Genomic DNA, 21,727 nt, shown 5'->3' on the forward strand with positions numbered 1-21,727 from the left:
CTAATAATATCCCCCTGTCCTTACAAATGATATGGGGTGTCAAATCTGCAGGATTGCCCCCTAGTTTGTAGCCATGAAAAACTCTATATAGATTTTACTTAAAATTAATCAAGTTACCGATGCTAATCTTGCAATTGGAATTGGAATGGATATAGCTAAACGAACTCATTACCCTAATCATCATTGATGAGCCAGGTCTTGTGCTACAAAAAGCATTTCCTGTTTCTTATGCAAGAAGGAATTGGACTGTTCTATCGGCGTATATTGGCAACTATGAAGGAATTTGACAAGACAGAAGTAATGATTGGAATCATTAACATTTTTTTAAGGATACAGATATCTTCTAAGAAATTTCGGGTGAAATTGTTCTCTATCTTTTTTACTTCCACCCGATGAGTAATTGCCCCTTCCCCCTTGAGATTAATAAATTCATTGATCCTTTCAATTGTAGAAAGGAGAAAACTATCTAGATCTCTGATTCGAGGTTTAAAATAAAAACCAAACATTCTTAATATACAGAAAATACCTTAGGTATAACTTACTGTACCTTCGGAAATCATAGTTATCTTCCTTTCATCATAAATCCTTACTTCCTTAGATTTTTTCTCCATGTTGTATATTTTGCTTTGCATTTTGTTGGAATTTATCTACTTTGAGTTGGATGAACAAAACTCCAAACAGTGTGACTCCCCCACCTATAACGGTAAGTAAAGTCGGTACCTCTCCAAGCCATATCCATGCAATAACAAATGCAAGAGCCGGTGTTAGGTAAAGAGAACTTGTAGCTTCCGAAGCACCAACACGTGATGTAACGTACGCTAATGCAAGGTAAGGAATAACCGTAGGGAAGAGACCTAAGTAAACAATGCTAAGTGTTGATTCTATAGATGATTTCATCATTTCACTCGTTAGTCCTGGGAGAAAAAAAAGCATAAAAAATGTCCCTGCCCAAATCGTATAGGTTGTAAATGCAAAAAATCCATACTTTTTTAAATAACGTGTTTGAAAAACAAAATATACACTTTCTGAAAAGGATGCTAAAAGAATAAACAAAATCCCACTAGTAATTTCAACATCTCCCTCTGTAGCAAATGAAATCAAAGCTACTCCCAAAAAACTTATAACAGATCCAGTCCATCTCGATAATCCAAACCGTTCACGCAGAAACCAAACAGCTAAAAGAGCCGAAAAAATAGGAGTTGTTGAAACAAGAAGACTCGCAACACCTGCACTCACTGTTTTCTCTCCAATGTTTAAAGCTGTATGGTAGACAGTAAAACCTAAAAAACCTAACAATAAAATAGCAGGAATATCCTTTAATTGTGGTAATCGCATACGAATGATTATAGCAATAAATACAAGCAATGCAGAGCCAATTAGTAATCGAAAAAGAGCAAGATGTTCAGGTGTATAGGATTCTAATCCAACCCGTATTCCTGGAAAAGCTGAAGCCCATAGAAAAATAGTAAGACCATAAGCCACTATAACACGAAAATCCCATTTGATTTCCATCTCATCACTTCCTCTTATAGAATTAGAAAGCAGCCAATATCTTTTCTACTTCGTTAATATTTCTCATCTTAATAAATACTTAGTAAAATGTCTCCAACCAGTTGAACAATTACTAACTCAACCACTTTGAATCGAAAACAATATGAAAGGAGAGTTTTTAGTGAGTAGTATCGTTTGTGAACACACCAAAATTTTCTTTAATATCAATAATTTTCTAATTTTAAAAAAAAAAAAAAAAAACGCCTACGGAGAATAACCAATTAGAAGTAAAATTCCGAACCGGTGAAAATTAGCCGAGTCGTTTAAAGTAAACCGAAGTACTGTCATCACTGCTTTAGAAGAATTAATAGCAAATGGAGTGATTGAGGGAAAAATGAGAACAAGGATGTAACTCGTCACATATAGGAAGCGCATAGAATAAAGACCAGATTAAACTAGCTATCTACATCTGGAAAAAATAATCTATTCAGTATAGAAAAGACAAAATGAAGTCGTACAGACTTTACTACTGCAGATTGCTATAATCAAGAAATATAAGTGAGTAGGCTATCCTCACAGCCACTTTATAAAATATGGAAATGTTAATAAAAAATGCTGTTACAAGAAAAAGCATCCCTTTCTCAACAAGCAAAGGACCGTCAAAAATGACAGTCCTTTTCAAAATTAAGGAATGTTTTTACCTTGTTTTCTGAAATTTATAGGTTAGTTCTTCATTAACTACCTTAAGCAATTTTTTTTCATTTTCATAGATAAAAAAATGATCTCCCGGAAAAAGGTGCATATTAAAATGGTTTGTCGTAAGTTCTTTCCAATGTTTCAATTCCTCTGTTTTGATTGACGGATCATCTATACCACCAAAGACTGTTATTGGACAACTTAACATGCTTGATTTTTCATATTGATAATTATCGACAAGTTCAAAATCAGCTCTTAGAATCGGTAAAAACAGGTCCATTATCTCATGATTATCCAATACTTCTTCTGGTGTACCATTCATTTTTCTAAGTTCCTCGATAAATTCTTTTTTCGGAAGATTATATGTGGGTGTCTCCCTTTTAGACACTTGAGGAGAACCTTTCCCTGATAAAAATAGCCTTATAGGCATCTGCCATGAACGTTTTTTCATTTCTATAGCCAATTCGTAACTTATTAAAGCCCCCATACTATGACCAAAGAAAGCGTACGGTATAGGGCTGTTAAGAACAGGCTCCAGTTCATCTGCAAGGAAAGAGATTAACGTTGGCAGAGACCGAATAGGCTCTTCTGCTAGTCGATTTTCTCTTCCTGGAAGCTGTACCGGGCAAACTTCTACTTCTTCAGCAAGAATTTGATTCCATTGGCGGTAAGCCAATGCACTACCTCCTGCATAGGGAAAACATAAGAGCCGGACCAAAGGTTTTTTTTGAGGTTTATAATAATAAAAACTATTTTTATTGATACTCAAGCTGACTCCTCCTTTTTTATTTTTCTAACCTTGAATTTTATTATATTTTTACTTATTCATTTATACTGACATAGCTTGTCGACATCTGCCCGCTTAATAAGTCTGAGGCATCAAGAAAGTTTAGGGATTCAGGGAAGGGCAGTTTATCTGTACAAACCGCTAAACTATATCCCTTATCCAAATAAAAATCTTTACAATACCAAGAAGTGATAAAGTTCCCACCCAACAGGTAAACTTGATAACTGTCAGAAGCTGGTATAGGAACAAACTCCACTTTTTCCAAAGGATAGGATAATCCTGTTCCTAATGCTTTCACAAATGATTCTTTTCGAGACCATAAACTAAAAAAAGTAGGGATGGAATCTTCCTTGTTACCAGTAAGTACTTCTAACTCAGTTCTTGTAAGAACACTCTTAAATAAATTTATATCAATTTCCTCAATCTTCTCCGTATCTACTCCTATTCTCCCAGCCGAGGTGATGGCACATACTACCCATTCGCCAGAATGGGTAAGGTTAAAATCACCTTTCCATTCAGCTGGTTCTTTAAGAAAAGGCCGTCCATTTTCAAGACGCTCAACAATCAGTTCCTCCTCTGGCATTTGAAGAACAGTAGCAAGAGCATAGCGGGCTAGAAGTACTGCTAGAAGCGCCCTCATTTTGTCTTCATTTTTTTTAAATTTAAGGATTCTTACCTTGTCTGCCAGATGAATAGTCTCTAATATTCCATCAACTTCTATACTATCCCAACTTACCGAGTTTCTGACTGCATATAATGTAATCATGTTCATCACCCACTCTCTAGAGTGCCTATGCATTTTAAAACTGCATAGGCATCTTGTTTCACTAGTTCACAACCTTAATTTTTTCTTTGATCCAATTACCTATCTCTTCTACTATATACTCAGGAACATTACCAGGAAGCAGATACTCTTCCATAGTTCCAGGTCCTTCTCCCTCTACGTAAGCGTGATTTAACTTTTTATAATAGCTAAATACTGCATTCCTATTCTCCGACAAAACTTCCTTCCATTTTTCGAAATCATCTTCTGTTATATTAATATCCCTTCCTCCCTGAAGTACTAAGAACGGAAAATCTTTTAGTATCGGGGACTGGCTAGGAATATAATCTTTTAAACTATGCCACCATTTAACACTCGGAGCTAAGCGAAACTTTTCCGGGTTAATTTTATCGATAGGAAGATATTGAATCATCCTCAGTTGCTCTCTGCACAGTTTCAATTCTTCGGAAGATAAACCAGGTAAGTCTGTTTTATTCAGAAGCATCTCAACTGCAGAAACCTGGGGATTTGGAGCAGATAGTACAACTCCCCCTGCTATCCCTTCCATTTCTTTTCTATCCAAGATATCAGGAAGCATCCATCCTCCCCGACAGTGTCCGACCAGGAAAATGTCATCTACTTCTATTTTGTCTGTTTCCCTTAGAAACTTTACTGCCTGAACTGCATCTTCAGTAAATTCATCCGATACAGTATAGTCTTTAAAAAACTTAAAACGTTTGTTCGTTCGTTTTTCATAACGTAAAACAGCTATATTCTGGCTTGCCAGCCCCAGGGCAATATCTTTAAACGGCTTAAGTGCATATAAGCGCGAATCACGGTCTACCTCGCCGTCTCCAGGAATTAGGATTACTACAGGAATTGGACCTTTCTTCTTTGGTATTGTCAATGTAGCCGGAATTTTTATATCCCCTGAGCCTATAAGAACCTCTTGTTCGGTATATAATTCTGGCTTAACATAAGCTGGAATCTTATAAGACGGTTCAAAATTAGCAGTTCCTATTCCTTTTATCTCAGATCCAATCGGATCCTGAACGGTAAAGCTGTATTGTTCGGTATTCATTCTATTCCGTATGCTATCAGCTAAATCCTTCAAGATTGGGTATAGAAAAAGATCATTTAAGGTAAGCTTTATATTCAGTTCCTGCTGTAACCTTGAAACAAAGATTATGCCTTTCAGTGACTGTCCTCCCAATTCAAAGAAATTATCATTAATACCTATATTGGGAACATCAAGAATTTCTTCCCATAAATCCGATAATTTTTGTTCTATAGGATCAGAAAAAGAAAAAGTATACTTTCCGACCCTTCTTTGTTTAGGACTTGGGAGTCTATTCTTATCTATTTTTCCATTGCTAGTAAAAGGGAAAGAGTCTAGCTGCAGGAAGTGTTCTGGAATCATAAATTCCGGAAGCTTACTTGCCAGATAACGTCGCAGTTCACCTGCCTCCAATTCGCCGCTCAGAACAACATACGCACAGAGACTAGTATTTCCTTTTGTATCTTCTCGGCAGATAACTTTTACATCTTTTACATCAGGAAAATTCAACAAGGTAGCCTCTATCTCTCCAATCTCAATTCTATAACCGCGAATTTTCACTTGTTCATCCTGTCTGCCTAAATATTCAATTCGCCCATCTGGAAGCCATCTTGCCTGATCACCTGTACAATATATTCTCGCTCCTGGTAGTAGTGGATGATCAATAAAACGTTCCGCCGTTAGTGAAGGCTGATTTAAATATCCTCTTGCAAGTCCTTCACCTCCTATACAAAGTTCTCCAGGGACACCAATAGGCTGCAATTGACCTAATGGATTTATAATATAAACCTTTTTGTTATTTATAGGACGTCCGATACTTACTTTTTCCTCTACTTCATCAGAGAGTGTAGTACAAACCGTAGCTTCGGTGGGACCATAAGCATTTATAAATCGGCGATTATAGCCCCATTGGGCAATCAGTTCTTTCGAGCAAGGTTCTCCAGCTGTTACCAATGTAGTAAGGCTCGGCAATTCACTTTGCGGAAGCGCCCTTAAGTAAGATGGAGGCACTGTAAGAGTGTTTATGGATTTTATTTCCAGATATCGAACAAATTCTTCACCAGACAACAGTTGTTCTTTGCTACAAATAAATAGGGTAGCACCAACCAATAATGTGTGAAAAATCTCTTCAACTGATGCATCAAAGCTACAAGAAGCAAACTGAAGGACCCTGCTTCCCTCTCGTATGCCATATGTTTCAGCCATGAGCTGCAAATTACTTACGCCTCGATGCTCTATTAACACACCTTTCGGTTTTCCGGTCGACCCCGATGTATATATAACATAGGCCAGATCTTCTGCCTGATTGATATGTTCAAGATTCTCATCAGCTCCGTTATACACATGAGGCTGATCAATCAGAATAGTCTCTCCCGTAAAGCCTTCCATAATTTTCACACTACTTTGTGTTAAAAGGCGTTGAACCCCACTGTCTTCAAGGATATAGCGAATCCTTTCTTCAGGATATGACGGGTCAAGTGGGACATAAGCTCCACCTGCTTTTAGTACACCCAGAATACCGACAATCATTTCAAGAGAACGGTCTACCATGATTCCAACCAACTCTTCCCTAACCGTTCCTCTTTCTCTTAAAAGCCTTGCAAGTTGATTAGCCCTAGAATTCAACTCTCGATAAGTAAGCTGTTCGTCACCAAAAACTACGGCTACAAGCTCAGGTGTTCTCTGAACCTGTTCCTCAAACAGTTGATGAATTGCTTTACCATTCGGGAACGGCTTTTCAGTTTGGTTAAAAGTATACAGAAGCTGATGTTTTTCTTCCTCTGTCACCAGAATCATATCTGACAGCTTTTGTTCAGGATCTTCAACTATCTGATACAGCAGATGAAGAAAATGATCTCTCATTCTTTCTATAGTATCTTGGGTAAACAGGCTTGTACTGTATTCTAGTGTTATATAAAGAGATTCACCCTCTTGACATATCCAGCTTAGGTCAAACTTCGAGCTTTTCCATTCAATCTCATATGGCTTAAATTGCAGTTCCTCTCCTATAGCTATGTCCAGGTCAAAATTCTGCAAACTAAATGTCGTATCAAATATAGGATTTCGGCTAAAATCCCGTTTTAGATCTAACTTTTCTACAAGCTCTTCAAAAGGATAATTTGAATATTCGTAAGATTTCAAGGTTTCCGTTCTGACATTTGCAAGAAATTCACGGAAACTCAAACTTCCTTCCGGTCTATTTCTTAAAGCAAGAACATTAATAAATACACCAACTACTTCTTCAAGATCAGCATGAGGCCTACCGGCAATTGGAGATCCGACGATAATATCTTCTTTTTCTGTATATTTAGAAAGAAGTACATTATAGGCAGCTAATAAAGTCATATATAAAGTTGCCCCTTCTGAAGCTGAGAGTTCCTTCAACTTTTTCAAAATAGAGCTATCCACTGAAAATTCAAGGGTTTCTCCTTTAAACTGCCTTACAGGTGGTCGTGTAAAATCGGTAGGAAGATCCAACACAGGAAGCTCCCCTGATAACATATTTAACCAATATTCCTCATCGGTCTTTAACTTCTCAATCTGTTCATCTTCCTGCTGCCAAACAGCAAAATCTTTGTAGTTCAGAGTGATGTCCGGCAGGCTGTGCCCTTGGTATAAAGCACAGAAGTCCCTTAAAAGAATATTAGCCGAGATTCCATCAGCTATTATATGATGCATATCCATCATAATAAGTTGTCGATCGGGACTAATTTCAAGTAAAACAGCACGGAATAATGGAGCTTTTTGCAAATCAAACGGTACTATAAATTTATTTACAAGATTTTCAATTTCAGATTCTGATGCTCTAACAACATCCAAACTCCAAGGTATATCTTGATGATGAATAACTTGAGTAAGATGATTATCCTCCAAATGGAAAGACGTACGAAGAGCCTCATGTCTAGCTATCAATGACTTGAACGCTTTTTCAACATTTTCCGCACTCAGATTTCCTTTAGCTTCCATAACAATTGGCATATTATAATTCGTTCCATCGTTCTGGGCATCCAGCTGTTCGACTATAAACATTCTCTTCTGAGCGGCAGAAGCTGGGTAAGAAGGCCGTTCTGCAGCTTTCTGAATTGAAAGGTACCGAGTATTTTTTTCCTGTCGCATGAGCTGTGCTGTCCCAGAAACTGTAGGATTAGCAAAAAATTCACGTAATTTAATTCCTATGTTAAGCTGCTTATGAATCCTTGAGAGAAGAATAGTGGCATTAAGCGAATGTCCTCCCCTCTCAAAAAAATTGTCATGAACGCCAATTTGCTCAACTTTTAGGACATCCTTAAAAATAGCTACCAACTTTTTCTCAAGAGGATTACTTGGTGCTGTATATTTTGAAACCGGTAAAGTAAATTCTTTAACTTCTAACAGCTTTTTCTTATCTATCTTCCCGTTTGGATTTAATGGAATATGATCAAGTTGAATGACATGAGCTGGCACCATATATTCAGGAAGTTGTTCAAGTAAGAAACGCCGAATCTCACTGTAATCAGCTTTATTAGACGATACTATATATGCACATAAGTAATAACGCTTACTTTCACTCTCATGAGCCAAAACGACAGCTTCTCGAATTGATGGATACTGAAGTAGGCAGGATTCTATTTCGTTTATCTCTATTCGAAAGCCTCTTATCTTCACTTGATTATCTTGTCTTCCAAGAAACTCAATCTTGCCATCTGGAAGCCATCGTGCTACATCTCCAGTTGAATACATCTTACCATCTGAGTAAGGATTTTTCACAAATCTTTCTTCAGTAAGAGAAGGGTTATTCATATAACCTCTGGCTAACCCTCTCCCCGCAATATATAATTCTCCAGGAATGCCGACAGGCTGCACATTTCCATCGGGACTGAGAATTAAAATTTGGTTATTCCATATTGGTTGCCCAATCGGATATTCCATTTGATTTTCAAAGAGTGTGCAACTGGTTGCCACAACGGTATTTTCAGTAGGACCGTAATTATTTACGATTCTATATGGTGCGCTACTTACTTTTCTAACTTTCTCTCCGCCAATTAACAAAATTCTTAATGAGCTATTGTTGAGAGGGATGAACTGTTCTGCTAACTGGGTAGGCAGAAAGCTGATGGTTATTTCGTTTTTCTCAAAGTAGCTGTTTAAGGCAACTGCATCCCCCCTAATATCATCTTCTACTATATAAATAGAAGATCCGGCAATTAAATAAGGGAATATCTCCCATACAGAAGCATCAAAACCAAATCCCGCTAATTTTGCGCTTCGGTCTTTTGGCATGACTTGGAATTCGTGATTATGCCAAAAACACAGATTTACGAGAGAAAGATGTTCTACCATCACACCTTTAGGTCTTCCTGTTGTACCAGACGTATAGATAACATAGGCAAGATTGTCTGGCTTGATGATACTCTCAAGGTTCGGTTCATCTTCGTTTGATGAGGATAGCTGCTCTAAACAAAAAGTGTTCCCGCCATAAGATTCCGGAATTTGATTAAGCGTATGGACCACCAAATGATCAGCAGAACTGTCCTCAAGCATATAAACTTGTCTACCGACAGGCAATTTAGGATCAATTGGCAAAAAAGCCCCTCCTGATTTAAGAATAGCAAGAGTACTTACAACCATTTCTAAAGACGGATTCATAATTACTCCCACTACTGTCTCAGGACCAACGCCGGCTTTTCTCAACATTTTGGCCAGCTTATTTGATTGATTATTTAATTCCCCGTACGTAAGAACCTCATCTTTATATATGACAGCAGGATATCCAGGTGCTTTTTCCGCCTGTTCTTCGAAAAGCTGATGTATAGTTTTATTTGTTGGAATGTGTTTATAAGTGCTATTAAACTGTTCTAAGACCATATCCTTTTCATGCGGAGTGGCTATCTCAATGCTTTTTAATAACATATCAGGATTTTTAGTAATTTGTTCTAAAATCCATTCAAAATGCTTAAGCATTCTCTTAATAGTACTTCTTTTAAATTTTCCAGTATTATATTCCACTGAAATCCTTAAACTTTCCCCCTCTGTTGCAGCAAGTGTAAAATCATATTTTGAATTTCCCCACTCCCATTCGTAAGGGGTTACCGTAAGATCAGGAATTCCATCAGCAGACGAACTCTCACTTTGTAAAGTAAATATAGTATGAATAAGTGGATTGCTACCGGAATTTCGATAAAGATTCAGCTTTTCAACTAACATTTCAAAAGGATATTCTGCATGATCAAACGCAAGAACAGTTTCATTTTTTACTTTGGCAAGAAACTCATTAAATGTAAGACTAGAATTAGACTGCAAACGAATTGCCAATGTGTTGACAAACATTCCTACAATTCTTTCAAGATCAGTATGACCTCTACCGGAGATAGGAGTACCCACCACAATATCTTCCTGACTGGTATATTTAGAAAGGAAAATATGAAACGAAGCCAAGAGCGTTGTAAACAGCGTAGTTCCACTTCTGATAGAAAGGTCTCTTAATTTTTCCAGTAGAGTCGCATTTATTTCCGTATGAAAAGTCTCTCCCTTGGACAGTTTATCTGCACGCTCCGGAAAATCTGAAGGCATGTCCAAAACCGGTATCTCTCCAGTAAACCTATTTAGCCAAAATGCCTCCTGTTCTTGAATTTTCTGCTTCTGATCTTCTCTCTGTTGCCAAACACTGTAGTCCTTATATTGAACAGATAATTCAGGCAGCTTTTCGTTACGGTACAAAGATACAAACTCCTGAAATAGAATATTGGCAGACACTCCGTCAGAGATAATATGATGCATATCTAGACAGAGAATAAAATCTTCACTTGATTTCTCAATTAACGCTGCTCTAAATAGGCTACCACTTTGTAAATTAAATGGTCGTACAAACTGTTCTACCAGTACTGATTCATCTCTTCCTGAGGAAGAAATGATTTCAAACTGAAAATCGACACGCTGATGAATTTTTTGAACAATCTGCTCATCCTTAATATGAAAAGAGGTACGAAGAGACTCATGCCTATCCACTAATGATTGCATAATGGTCTCTACTTTTGTTTTCTGAAGTGCACCTTTAATTTCCAATGCAATTGGCATATTGTAGTGCGTGCTGTCATCCCCTTCAATTTCCTGAACCAGATACATCCGCTTTTGAGCATAAGATACTGGATAGAACTCGCTTTCAAGCGCAGGATTAATCGCCTCGAAGATGTTTTTTTCTAGAGAATTTATATGGTCTGCCAACTGCTTTACAGTTTGATTAGCATATACGTCTCTAAAGGAAATATCTACAGCTAATTCTTTAGATATTCTTGAAGTAAGCATCATTAATTTTAAAGAATGACCGCCTAATTCAAAGAAGTTATCATAGATTCCAATCTTCTCCCTGTTAAGAACTTCCTGATAAAGGACAACTAGCTGCTGCTCTAATTGTGTAGTTGCTTTTTGATGTCGAGGGTCATGAGTTTCCTGTATTTCCGGCAGACTGCCTTTGTCCACCTTCCCATTTGAGGTGAGTGGAATTTCATCCAGCTGCACAAATCTTGCAGGAATCATGAAACTAGGAAGCTTTTCCTGTAAAAATTTCTTCAACGCTACAGTTTCTACTTTCAACTCAGCCACATAATAAGCATATAAGTAAGATCCATTCGATCCTTCCCCTTTTAAAGCTACTACACAATTTTGTATGCCAGGATATTCAGCTAGCCTAGCCTCGATCTCGCTTAGTTCTATTCTATGTCCACGGAGTTTCACCTGTTGATCCGATCTTCCCAGATATTCCAAATTCCCATTAGGTAGCCAGCGTACTAAATCGCCAGTTTTATATACCTTACCTTCACCGAAAGGATTATCTATAAAGAATTTGTTTGTAAGCTCACTTTGATTTAAATAACCTTTGCCTACTCCATCTCCGCCTATATATAATTCCCCAGAAACACCCATTGGTTGGAGATGACCAGATTGGCTTACAACGTACAGCTGTGTATTATTTATTGAGCGACCTATAGGAATACAATCCAAAGAGTTTATTTGATGATCGGCTTCATACGTAGCAGCAAATACCGTTGTTTCGGTTGGACCATATACATTAATTATCCGGTTATCTCCTAGATAATTGACGGCTTTGCGAACATGTTTTATAGAAGCCTTCTCGCCGCCCATCAGGACTTTTCTCAAGTTTTTCAAACAAGATATCTGCTCATCTACAATTACATTAAACAATGCCGTGGTCATAAGGGATATCGTAATATTTTCCTCTTTCATTAACCTTGCAATTTCCTTAAGATCGCTAGCAGCTTTGTTTGGAGCAAGCACGAGTCTAGCTCCATTCAACAAGGCACTGTATATATCAAACACGGAACCATCAAAAGCATAATTCAATAACTGAAGAAAACGATCGTCCGTTGTGATTTCAATATAACCGTTATTTTTTATTGTTTTAATAACGTTTCGATGAGAAATTTGGCAACCTTTCGGTCTCCCAGTGGTACCAGATGTGTAAATAATATAAGCTGTGTCATCTGGTACATTTTCCTTTGCAAGGTCATCCTTTCCTTCCTGCATCCATTCGCCTTCTTCTAAAACAAGAGCATGACCTTTAAAGAAATTAGGAATTAGTTTTTGTACCTGAACGACTAAATGATCCGTACCACTGTCCTCCAACATATACTGAATTCGATCTGAAGGATATGTTGGATCGATAGGAAGATACGCACCACCAGCTTTTAAAATACCGAGCATGCTGATTATCATCTCTGCCGAACGTTCCATCAGAAGAGCAACTGTCTTTCCTCGAGATACTCCCGACTTTTGTAGATGTTTAGCTATCTGGTTTGCTTTTTCATTTACTTCTCTGTAGGTAATAGACCGCTCTCCGAACACTAGAGCTATCTGTTCAGGCAAGTGTTTTGCCTGTTCTTCAAATAACTCAGAAAGCACTTTATCCTTCGGATAATCTGTAGTAGTCTGGTTCCACTTCTCAAATATTTTTAGTTCTTCCTCTGTAGCAAGACTAATGTCTCCAATGGCAGTAAGAGGAGATTCTACTGCCACCTGGGCCAACTTCTCGAGATAAACAGGCAGTCTTTTAATGAGCTCTTTAGGATAGACAGCTCCGTTATATGTTATTTTTCCATTTAACTCTTCACCTGCATGGAGCTGAATCGCCAAGTCATAGTTTGTCTGTTCGTAGGCTTCCATTCCTGTTACAGTAAATCCAATCCCCCCCGTAGCATGTTCTACTTGCTCCGAAGAGTTTACTGGATAATTTTCAAAAGCCATAATATGGTCAAATAACATACCTGATACTTCCCCATTGCTTTGAATATCCGCAAGTGATAAATAATCATATTTTCCAGCAAGCAGGGATTGCTCTTGAACTTTTTTAATTAATCCCACCAGCGTTTCTTCTTCAGTAGCTGAAACCCTAACAGGAATAGTATTAATAAACAATCCGACAATCTTTTCGACCCCATAAATTTCTGAAGGCCTTCCCGAAACAACAGAGCCGAAAACTACGTCTCTGGTATCATTTAATTTTTGCAGGAGAATCCCCCAGAATGTTTGAATAAGTGTATTCATCGTAACCTGATTCATATTAGCCAACTGCTGTAACTGCCCCGTAAGAGATTCTCCCAGTCCAAAATGCAACTCTTCTCTAACATTTTCTGAAGAGTTAGATAGCTTATGATAAGGAATTCTCGATATCTCTTTATATTCGTGAAGATAGTTCTTCCAGAAAGATCTCGCCTCTTCTTCATTTTGTTCATCAAGCCACCTAATAAAGGAGCTGTACGGGATTGTTTTTTCAACTTTTACTGGGAGATTATTAAGATACATATAATAGAAATTGAATAAATCACTTAAAACAACATCCATACACCAGCCGTCCATCAGAATATGATGGCTGCTTATCAGTAGTAGATTTGTACTTTCTCCCGTTTTAAAAAGAGAAAACCGAATAAGCAGATCCCGGGAGAGGTCAAAACCTCTCTCCCGGTCTTTCTTTTTATATTCCTTTAGGTAAGCCGAACGTTGTGCCTCAGGCATATTTGAAATATCCTCAGTATAAACTGATGCTTCTCTGTTCTTTAATACAATCTGCATCGGACGCTTTATTTTTTCATATAAAAATATAGTTCTTAAAACATCATACTTTTCTATGAGAGCATTAACACTAGCTATTAGACAATCTATGTTCACAGAACCTTCTATATCAAAGGACAGTTGTTCAAAATACACTTGATTTTTCTGATCTTTAATTGTGTGAAATAACATTCCTTGCTGCATGGGGGATAACCGATAAATATCCTTGACGTTTTTTCTGTCAAACATCTACTTCACTCCTAATTTATTTATCTAGGCTATTTTTTTGATTCGAAAACTTCAAAAATATTGTCCAACTCGTCTAGAGTCATATCATTCTCACTGAAATCACTTGGAGTAAGCTCGATTTCATCTTTTTCGCTACAAAACTTCATCAGAGCGACTAGATTTTGACGATAAAGGCTTCCCAGCATCTTAATAGTTCTCTTACTAAATACCTTTGGATTGTAGCTGATATTAATCTGTAAAACTCCTCCTACCACCATTCCATTCCATTCAAGTAAATGCTCCTGATGGTTCTTTCCGCTAATTTGTCGGCCCATCGGCATGCTAGAGTAGAGTTGAACATCGTCTTCTTCAAAAGCTCCAAGGTAGTTAAAACTAATTTCAGGCTCTATCGTCTTTCCTATAGCTACACTTGAATTTAAATACTTGAAAACTCCATACCCAGCTCCCTTTTTTGGTACCTTTCGGAGGGTCTCTTTAACAGTCTTAATAACAGATGCCATATTGCCTGAATCCAGTTCAAAGATGACGGGGAATATGCTTGTAAACCATCCTACCGTTCTGCTTAGATCCATTCCATCTATCAACTCTTCTCTTCCATGACCTTCCAGACTAACGGCCAGAGTATTTTCTCCTGTCCACTCCTTTATTGTCATTGCGAGAGCAGCTAGAAGAAGATCATTAATTTCTGTCTGAAATACCTTGTGTACCTCAGTTAAAAGCATGATGGTTTCATTTTTGTTTAACAATATCCCTTCTATTTGTAAATCTTCATATAGATGCCTACCTGAATACTGATAGTCTTTAGGCAATGTTGGTATTGTCTTAGACTGAATGTTTCTCCAATAAACAACCTCTTTTTCATTTTTGCGACTCGATACGTATTGTGCAAGTCCATTAGCCCAATCCTGATAAGAAGTTGTTTTTGCCGGAAGAGAATCATCCCCTTTTTCATATAGGCGGTAAAAATCCTCAAGGAGGATCCTCCATGATACTCCGTCTATTATCAGGTGGTGAATGGCGATTAGCAAATGGCTACCTTCTTCTGTGTTGAACACTGCCAGCTTGAAAAGCGAGCCATTAGAAAACTGGATGCTTCCCTGTATTCGATTTGCCTCCTTCTCAATTAAAGAAACAGGATTTTCCATACCCCTAAAATCAAAGTTTTTTACAGTGCACTCAATCCCCTGTGTTCCCCGATTATACTGAGAGGAAGAATCCAAAGAAAAAGCAATCCGCAATGCATCATGATGCTCGCATAGTTTTCTGAAGCAGTTCTCTATTAATTCAGGCTTCCATCCTTCTTTCCTAAACAACATCATCGATTGATTAAAGTGCTCTGGCCTTTCAAATTCCTGTTCTAAAAACCAATGCTGTATAGGAGTAAGAGGAATTGTTCCCTCAATTGCACTCTGTTTGGCTTCTGTCTGGAAAGACTCAATAAATGGACTCAATTCATATATAGTTGGATTTTTAAACATTTCCATCATGTTCAGCTTTAAATTGAGCTCATTTAACCTTGCAGCGATCTGAATGGCTTTAATAGAGTCACCTCCCAGTTCGAAGAAATTATCATGGATTCCTACACGCTCCACCCGTAGAACTCCCTTCCATACATCTGCAAGCAGCTTCTCCATTTCAGAGAGAGGTGCAGTGTACTCCGTTCCTTCGTCCATCGTAAAATCAGGTTCTGGAAGAGATTTCTTATCTATTTTCCCATTAGGTGTAAGCGGTAGAGAATTCAGCCTTATAAAGTATGAAGGGATCATATATTCAGGCAGCTCTTTCTGCAGGTGCTGGCGCATCTCTGTAACCATCCAGTCTCTCTCAGAAACGATATAGGCACATAAATTACGATCCTTGAGAACAACGACTGCTTCTTTGACAAAAGCATGTTCAGTCAGCTTGGTTTCTATTTCTCCCAATTCAACTCGGTAGCCCCTGATTTTTACTTGCTCATCATTCCGGCCTAAAAACTCTATATTTCCATCGGACAGCCAGCGAACAATATCTCCCGTCCTATAAATCTTTTCATTCACTTGATATGGATTAACAATGAAACGCTCCTTTGTCATATCTCCTCTATTTAAATATCCGCGAGCTACTCCCTCTCCTCCTATAAAGAGTTCTCCTGGAACCCCTATAGGTTGCAGCTGGAGGTCTTTATTAAAGATATAAACACGCTTATTGGCAATTGGTTTTCCAATCACCACTTTATTCAGCTCTGGACTGCATTCGCCAATAGTAGCATCCACTACTGTTTCAGTAGGTCCATATGCATTTAAAAATCTCCTGTTTCTTCCCCATACTTTCACCAGATCTACAGGTAACGCTTCCCCGCTGGTGCTTAACGTATGTAAATCTGGCAGTTCAGCAAACGGAAGTGCTTTTAACATGGATGGGGGAATAAAAGGAATGGAATTTATCGCATTTTCTTCCAACCACTTAACAAACTCTTGCCCAGAAAGAAAAATCTCCTTATCACAGATATAAAGGGTAGCACCCGATAATAGCGTATGAAAAATATCTCCCACAGAAGCATCAAAACTGTAAGAAGCAAACTGAAGGACCCTGCTTCCCTCTCGTATGCCATATGTTTCAGCCATGAGCTGCAAATTACTTACGCCTCGATGCTCTATTAACACACCTTTCGGTTTTCCGGTCGACCCCGATGTATATATAACATAGGCCAGATCTTCTGCCTGATTGATATGTTCAAGATTCTCATCAGCTCCGTTATACACATGAGGCTGATCAATCAGAATAGTCTCTCCCGTAAAGCCTTCCATAATTTTCACACTACTTTGTGTTAAAAGGCGTTGAACCCCACTGTCTTCAAGGATATAGCGAATCCTTTCTTCAGGATATGACGGGTCAAGTGGGACATAAGCTCCACCTGCTTTTAGTACACCCAGAATACCGACAATCATTTCAAGAGAGCGGTCTACCATGATTCCAACCAACTCTTCCCTAACCGTTCCTCTTTCTCTTAAAAGCCTTGCAAGTTGATTAGCCCTAGAATTCAACTCTCGATAAGTAAGCTGTTCGTCACCAAAAACTACGGCTACAAGCTCAGGTGTTCTCTGAACCTGTTCCTCAAACAGTTGATGAATTGCTTTATCATTCGGGAACGGCTTTTCAGTTTGGTTAAAAGTATACAGAAGCTGATGTTTTTCTTCCTCTGTCACCAGAATCATATCTGACAGCTTTTGTTCAGGATCTTCAACTATCTGATACAGCAGATGAAGAAAATGATCTCTCATTCTTTCTATAGTATCTTGGGTAAACAGGCTTGTACTGTATTCTATAGAAATATAAAGCTCTCCTTGCTCAGTTTCAGCAATGTCCCAGTTAATATCATATTTTGTATTGTTATAATCCCAGCTATAGGAATTAAAAGATAATCCTGGTATTTCCAAGTTTTTCATTTCCATATTCTGCAAGTTCAACATTGTATCAAACAAGGGATTCCGACTAAAGTCTCTCTGTAAATTAAGCTTTTCCAAGAGTTCTTCATAAGGATAATCGGCATTTTCATAAGACTGCAACACCTGTTCTTTTACCTGAAGAAGGAACTCTCGGAATGTAAGTGTTCCTACAGGATGATTTCTAAGAGGGAGAACATTAATAAAAACACCTATTACTTCTTCCAAATCGGCATGTGTTCTTCCAGCAATTGGTGAACCAATGATTATATCTTCCTGCCCAGTATATTTTGAAAGGAGGATATTATAGGCTGCCAACAGCACCATAAAAAATGTTGACTCTTCTTCAGAAGAAATTTCTTTCAAACGAAGCACCAGTTCATTATTGACCCGAAAACTGAATGTCTTCCCCGAAAACTGTTTAATCGGCGGACGAATAAAATCCGTCGGTAACTCTAAAATTGGAAGCTCCCCAGAAAGTGTATTTAACCAATACTGTTCTTGTTTTTTCAATGATTCAACCTGACTCTGTTCTTGCTGCCAGACTGCATAATCTTTGTATTGTATTTGTAAGTCATTCAATTTATTTCCTTGATACAATTCTGCAAAATCCTGCAACAGAATATTTGTAGATACACCATCTGAAATAATATGATGCATATCCATCATTAAGATATTATGATCGTCCTTAATCTGCACAACTTTAACACGAAACAAAGGTGCCTTGCTAAGATCAAAAGGTTTGATAAAACTTTCAATAATATCTGGCATTTCAAATAATTCACCCTTGATTAATTCAAATGGGAATTCAACTTCTTCGTAAATTTCTTGCACAAGCTCTCCTTCTTTGAACAGAAACACTGTCCTGAGTGACTCGTGTCGGCTCATTAAAGAGCAGAACGCCTGATAAATCCGCTCTATATCAAGTTCTCCATTAACTTCAACAATAATCGGAATGTTATAACTTGTCCCACCTTTAGCTTCTTCAAGCTTCTGAGCTGCATACATTCTTTTCTGAGCAAACGACACCGGATAAAACGGCCTTTTGGATGCTTTTTTAACTGAACGGTATTCTTGTTTACCAGCAGCAGTAATAAAGGACGCCAGCTTTTCTACAGTTGGCGAAGAAAATATAGCCTTAATAGGAATTTCCGTATCTAGCTGCTTTTGAATCCTAGAGGCAAGGATCATAGCCTTTAGTGAGTGGCCACCAAGTTCAAAAAAGTTGTCGTAAAGGCCGACCGGCTGCACTCTAAGCACCTCTTCAAATATACTTGCAAGCACCTTTTCTGTTTCAGTTACTGGTTCAAAGTATTTCCTTTCTTTCTCTTTGAGAACCTGAGGTTTAGGAAGCTTACTTTTATCCACCTTCCCATTAGCATTGAGCGGCAACCTTTCCAGTTCCAAAATAAAAGTAGGTACCATATAGTCCGGAAGCTTTTTGGCAATACAATCACGAATTTCCTCGATATTGATTATTCCTTCAGCTGAAATATAAGCACATAAATAAGAATGGCCGTTAACATCTTGATAGTCCGTAGCAAAGGCTTTCCGTACAGCAGGGAATTCAAGAAGCTTTGTTTCCACTTCTCCGAGTTCTACCCTATGCCCTCTTATTTTCACTTGTTGGTCTATTCTTCCCAAGTACTCAAGGTTTCCATCTGGCATCCAGCGGACAAGATCCCCCGTCTTATAGATTTGATCGCCAGGCACGAAAGGATTCTCCACAAAACGCTCTTCTGTCAAGTCTGGTCGATTCAGATATCCGCGGGAGACTCCGTCTCCTCCGATAACCAGCTCTCCAGGAATCCCTTCCGGCTGAAGCTGACCACTAGGGCTTAAAACATAAGCCGATGTATTACTGATTGGCTTCCCAATCGGCACCGTATGGAGGTTAATCATAGACTCAGTAACAGGGCAAGCCGTGGCAAACACTGTTGTTTCGGTTGGTCCGTATACGTGAATGAGCCTGTCTTCTCCCATTGCCCTCAATGCTTTTCGCACATGTTTGACTGACACCATTTCACCGCCAAACAGGAGCTTTCGCAGCCCTTTTAGACTTTCAAGATCCACATCCACAAGCGTGTTGAATAGCGCTGTTGTCATGAACGAAATTGTTACCTGTTCTTCTTGGATTAGGCGTGAGAGCCGGAGAGCATCTCCAACCGTTTCCTTCGGAACGAGCACCAACCGCGCTCCATGAAGAAGTGATGCATAAATATCAAAGGTAGAACCGTCAAATGCATAATTGGACAACTGAAGGAACCGGTCAGTTTCTTTCACTTCCAAATAGCCGTTGTTAATGACCGTCCGGATGACATTCCGATGGGTAGTCAGATTTCCTTTCGGTTTCCCAGTAGATCCTGAAGTATAGACAATATAAGCTAAGTCTTCTGGCCCGGAAGCCCTACCTAGATTGGAAGAATCCCTTTCCTCTAAAGCTTCCTCAATTGTAAGAACCTTCCCTTCATAGGTGTCCGGAAGAACGCCTCCGTGAAGAATTACAAGTTCGGTTCCGCTGTCATCAATCATATATTGAATCCGTTCCGCCGGATAACCTGGATCGATCGGAAGGTAAGCAGCACCAGATTTAAGAATGCCCAGTATACCTGCAATCATTTCAAACGAGCGCTCCGTGAGAAGTCCGACCGTCTGCCCTTTCTTTACTCCCTGCTTTACCAAGCTACGTGCAATCTGATTAGCCATTCTGTTGAGTTCCTTGTATGTGAGAACCTTATTTTCAAACACCAAAGCGACATTATTAGGTGTTTTCGCTGCCTGCTCCTCAAAAAGTGAACAGATGGACTCTTCTTTTGGATATTGGCTACAGATGTTATTCATATCTATTAGTCTTTTTATCTCTTTTTCAGATATAATCTGTATATCTTTTATCTTGATTTCCGGATTCTCGATGATTTGAGTAGCAATCTCTTGTAAATGTCCGGGGATATTTTTCATCCATTCAGAGTTATAGACATTGCCATTGAATATTATCTTGCCGCTAATCTCATCACCAGAATGAACCTGAATGCTTAATTTATAATTTGTCTGTTCAAAAGCCTCGAATCCCACAATGCGGAAACCTAACTTTTGTTCTTGATTATGATCAAAATCATCCATAGCTACAGGAAAATTCTCAAAAGCTACAATATGATCAAACACCTGCTCACCAAATTTGGTGTTTTCCTGTATTTCTGCCAACGAAACATAATCAAACTGACTGGAAGCAAGTGCCTTCTCCTGTGATTTCTCTACTAACTGATGAAATGTATCATTCTCACTGCTTGTAATTCTTACAGGAATCGTGTTTATGAATAACCCAACAATCTTTTCTACATCTGGAATGTCCGCTGGTCTGCCAGAAACTATTGAACCAAATACAACATCGTCAGTGTTATTCAATTTCTGCAGCATAATACCCCACATCGTTTGAAAAACGCTATTTACTGTAACTTGTTTAGACATGGCAAGCTGCGATATTTTCCGAGTTATATCTTTATTAAAGCTGAACTTTATTTCTTGATGCATAAAATCTGTGGGTTCCTGCGCAGACCAATTATATGGAATTCCCTTAACACCGCTATAGCCCTCAAGAAACTTCTTCCAATACCCTCGGGCTACTACATCATCCTGCTCATCCAGCCATTGAATGTATGTACTATACGGCAGCCCTTTTTCCAGATAAATAGGTATCTCCTGAATGTAATCGACATAATACTTAAAAAGATCATTTAAGATAATGCTCATACACCAGCCGTCCATTAAGATATGGTGGTGACTCAATATTATTTGAAACTGGTTCATTTTTGTTTTTAATACGGCAAGGCGGATGAGCATATCACTTTGGAGATTAAAGCCCTTTTGTCGATCCCTCAATTTATATTCTTCTAGAAACATCGTTTTCTCTTCTTGGGACATATGTGAAATATCTTCAAAGCTTACTCTGGTTCTCCGGTCTTTTAATACAACCTGAGTTGGCTCTTTAATTTTGGAGTAAAGAAAAACCGTCCTTAACACATCATACTTTTCAATCAAACGATTGAAACTTTCTTCCAAGAAGGGGACATTAAGTTCCCCTTCAATTAGAAAGACCATCTGTTCAAAATAAGTATCATTATTTTCATCTTTTAGTGCGTGAAACAGCATCCCTTTTTGTGTCGGGGATAACTGGCATAAATCCTTTACCCTAGAAACGTCAAACATCAAATCACTCCAGATCG

Annotated in this window: 5 protein-coding genes and 1 pseudogene; 1 reads left to right on the plus strand and 5 read right to left on the minus strand. The window is 38.4% G+C overall.

Annotation, left to right across the window (positions count from 1 at the left end; translation table 11 throughout):
• Window positions 1-594: 594 nt before the first annotated feature.
• Window positions 595-1,512, minus strand: coding sequence for a DMT family transporter (locus tag AC1M36_RS16450; RefSeq protein WP_098508614.1), 918 nt, complete (start codon window positions 1,510-1,512; stop codon window positions 595-597).
• A gap of 256 nt (window positions 1,513-1,768) precedes the next feature.
• On the opposite strand from AC1M36_RS16450, the pseudogene AC1M36_RS16455 reads away from it, so the two are divergent.
• Window positions 1,769-1,888: pseudogene (locus tag AC1M36_RS16455) on the plus strand (GntR family transcriptional regulator); the annotation flags it as partial.
• Between the two features lie 300 nt (window positions 1,889-2,188).
• Here the strand turns inward: AC1M36_RS16455 and AC1M36_RS16460 are convergent.
• From AC1M36_RS16460 to AC1M36_RS16475, 4 genes are all read right to left on the minus strand, one after another.
• Window positions 2,189-2,956, minus strand: a complete 768-nt coding sequence (locus AC1M36_RS16460; protein WP_336453351.1) for a thioesterase II family protein — start codon at window positions 2,954-2,956, stop codon at window positions 2,189-2,191.
• Between the two features lie 52 nt (window positions 2,957-3,008).
• On the minus strand, window positions 3,009-3,740 hold the full coding sequence (locus AC1M36_RS16465; protein ID WP_336453350.1) for a 4'-phosphopantetheinyl transferase family protein: 732 nt from the start codon (window positions 3,738-3,740) through the stop codon (window positions 3,009-3,011).
• Between the two features lie 61 nt (window positions 3,741-3,801).
• Window positions 3,802-14,085, minus strand: a complete 10,284-nt coding sequence (locus tag AC1M36_RS16470) for an amino acid adenylation domain-containing protein (RefSeq protein ID WP_431612935.1) — start codon at window positions 14,083-14,085, stop codon at window positions 3,802-3,804.
• Between the two features lie 29 nt (window positions 14,086-14,114).
• Window positions 14,115-21,710 (minus strand): amino acid adenylation domain-containing protein, encoded by a 7,596-nt coding sequence (locus tag AC1M36_RS16475; RefSeq protein WP_431612937.1) that lies wholly within the window; start codon window positions 21,708-21,710, stop codon window positions 14,115-14,117.
• Window positions 21,711-21,727 lie beyond the last annotated feature (17 nt).

The organism is Bacillus sp. Medicinal_06, from assembly GCF_056711665.1.

Excerpts from the sequence above, each read along its gene's own strand:
- AC1M36_RS16450 (WP_098508614.1), bottom strand. The coding sequence starts at position 1,512 with ATGGAAATCAAATGGGATTTTCGTGTTATAGTGGCTTATGGTCTTACT.
- AC1M36_RS16465 (WP_336453350.1), bottom strand. The coding sequence starts at position 3,740 with ATGATTACATTATATGCAGTCAGAAACTCGGTAAGTTGGGATAGTATA.
- AC1M36_RS16470 (WP_431612935.1), bottom strand. The coding sequence starts at position 14,085 with ATGTTTGACAGAAAAAACGTCAAGGATATTTATCGGTTATCCCCCATG.
- AC1M36_RS16475 (WP_431612937.1), bottom strand. The coding sequence starts at position 21,710 with ATGTTTGACGTTTCTAGGGTAAAGGATTTATGCCAGTTATCCCCGACA.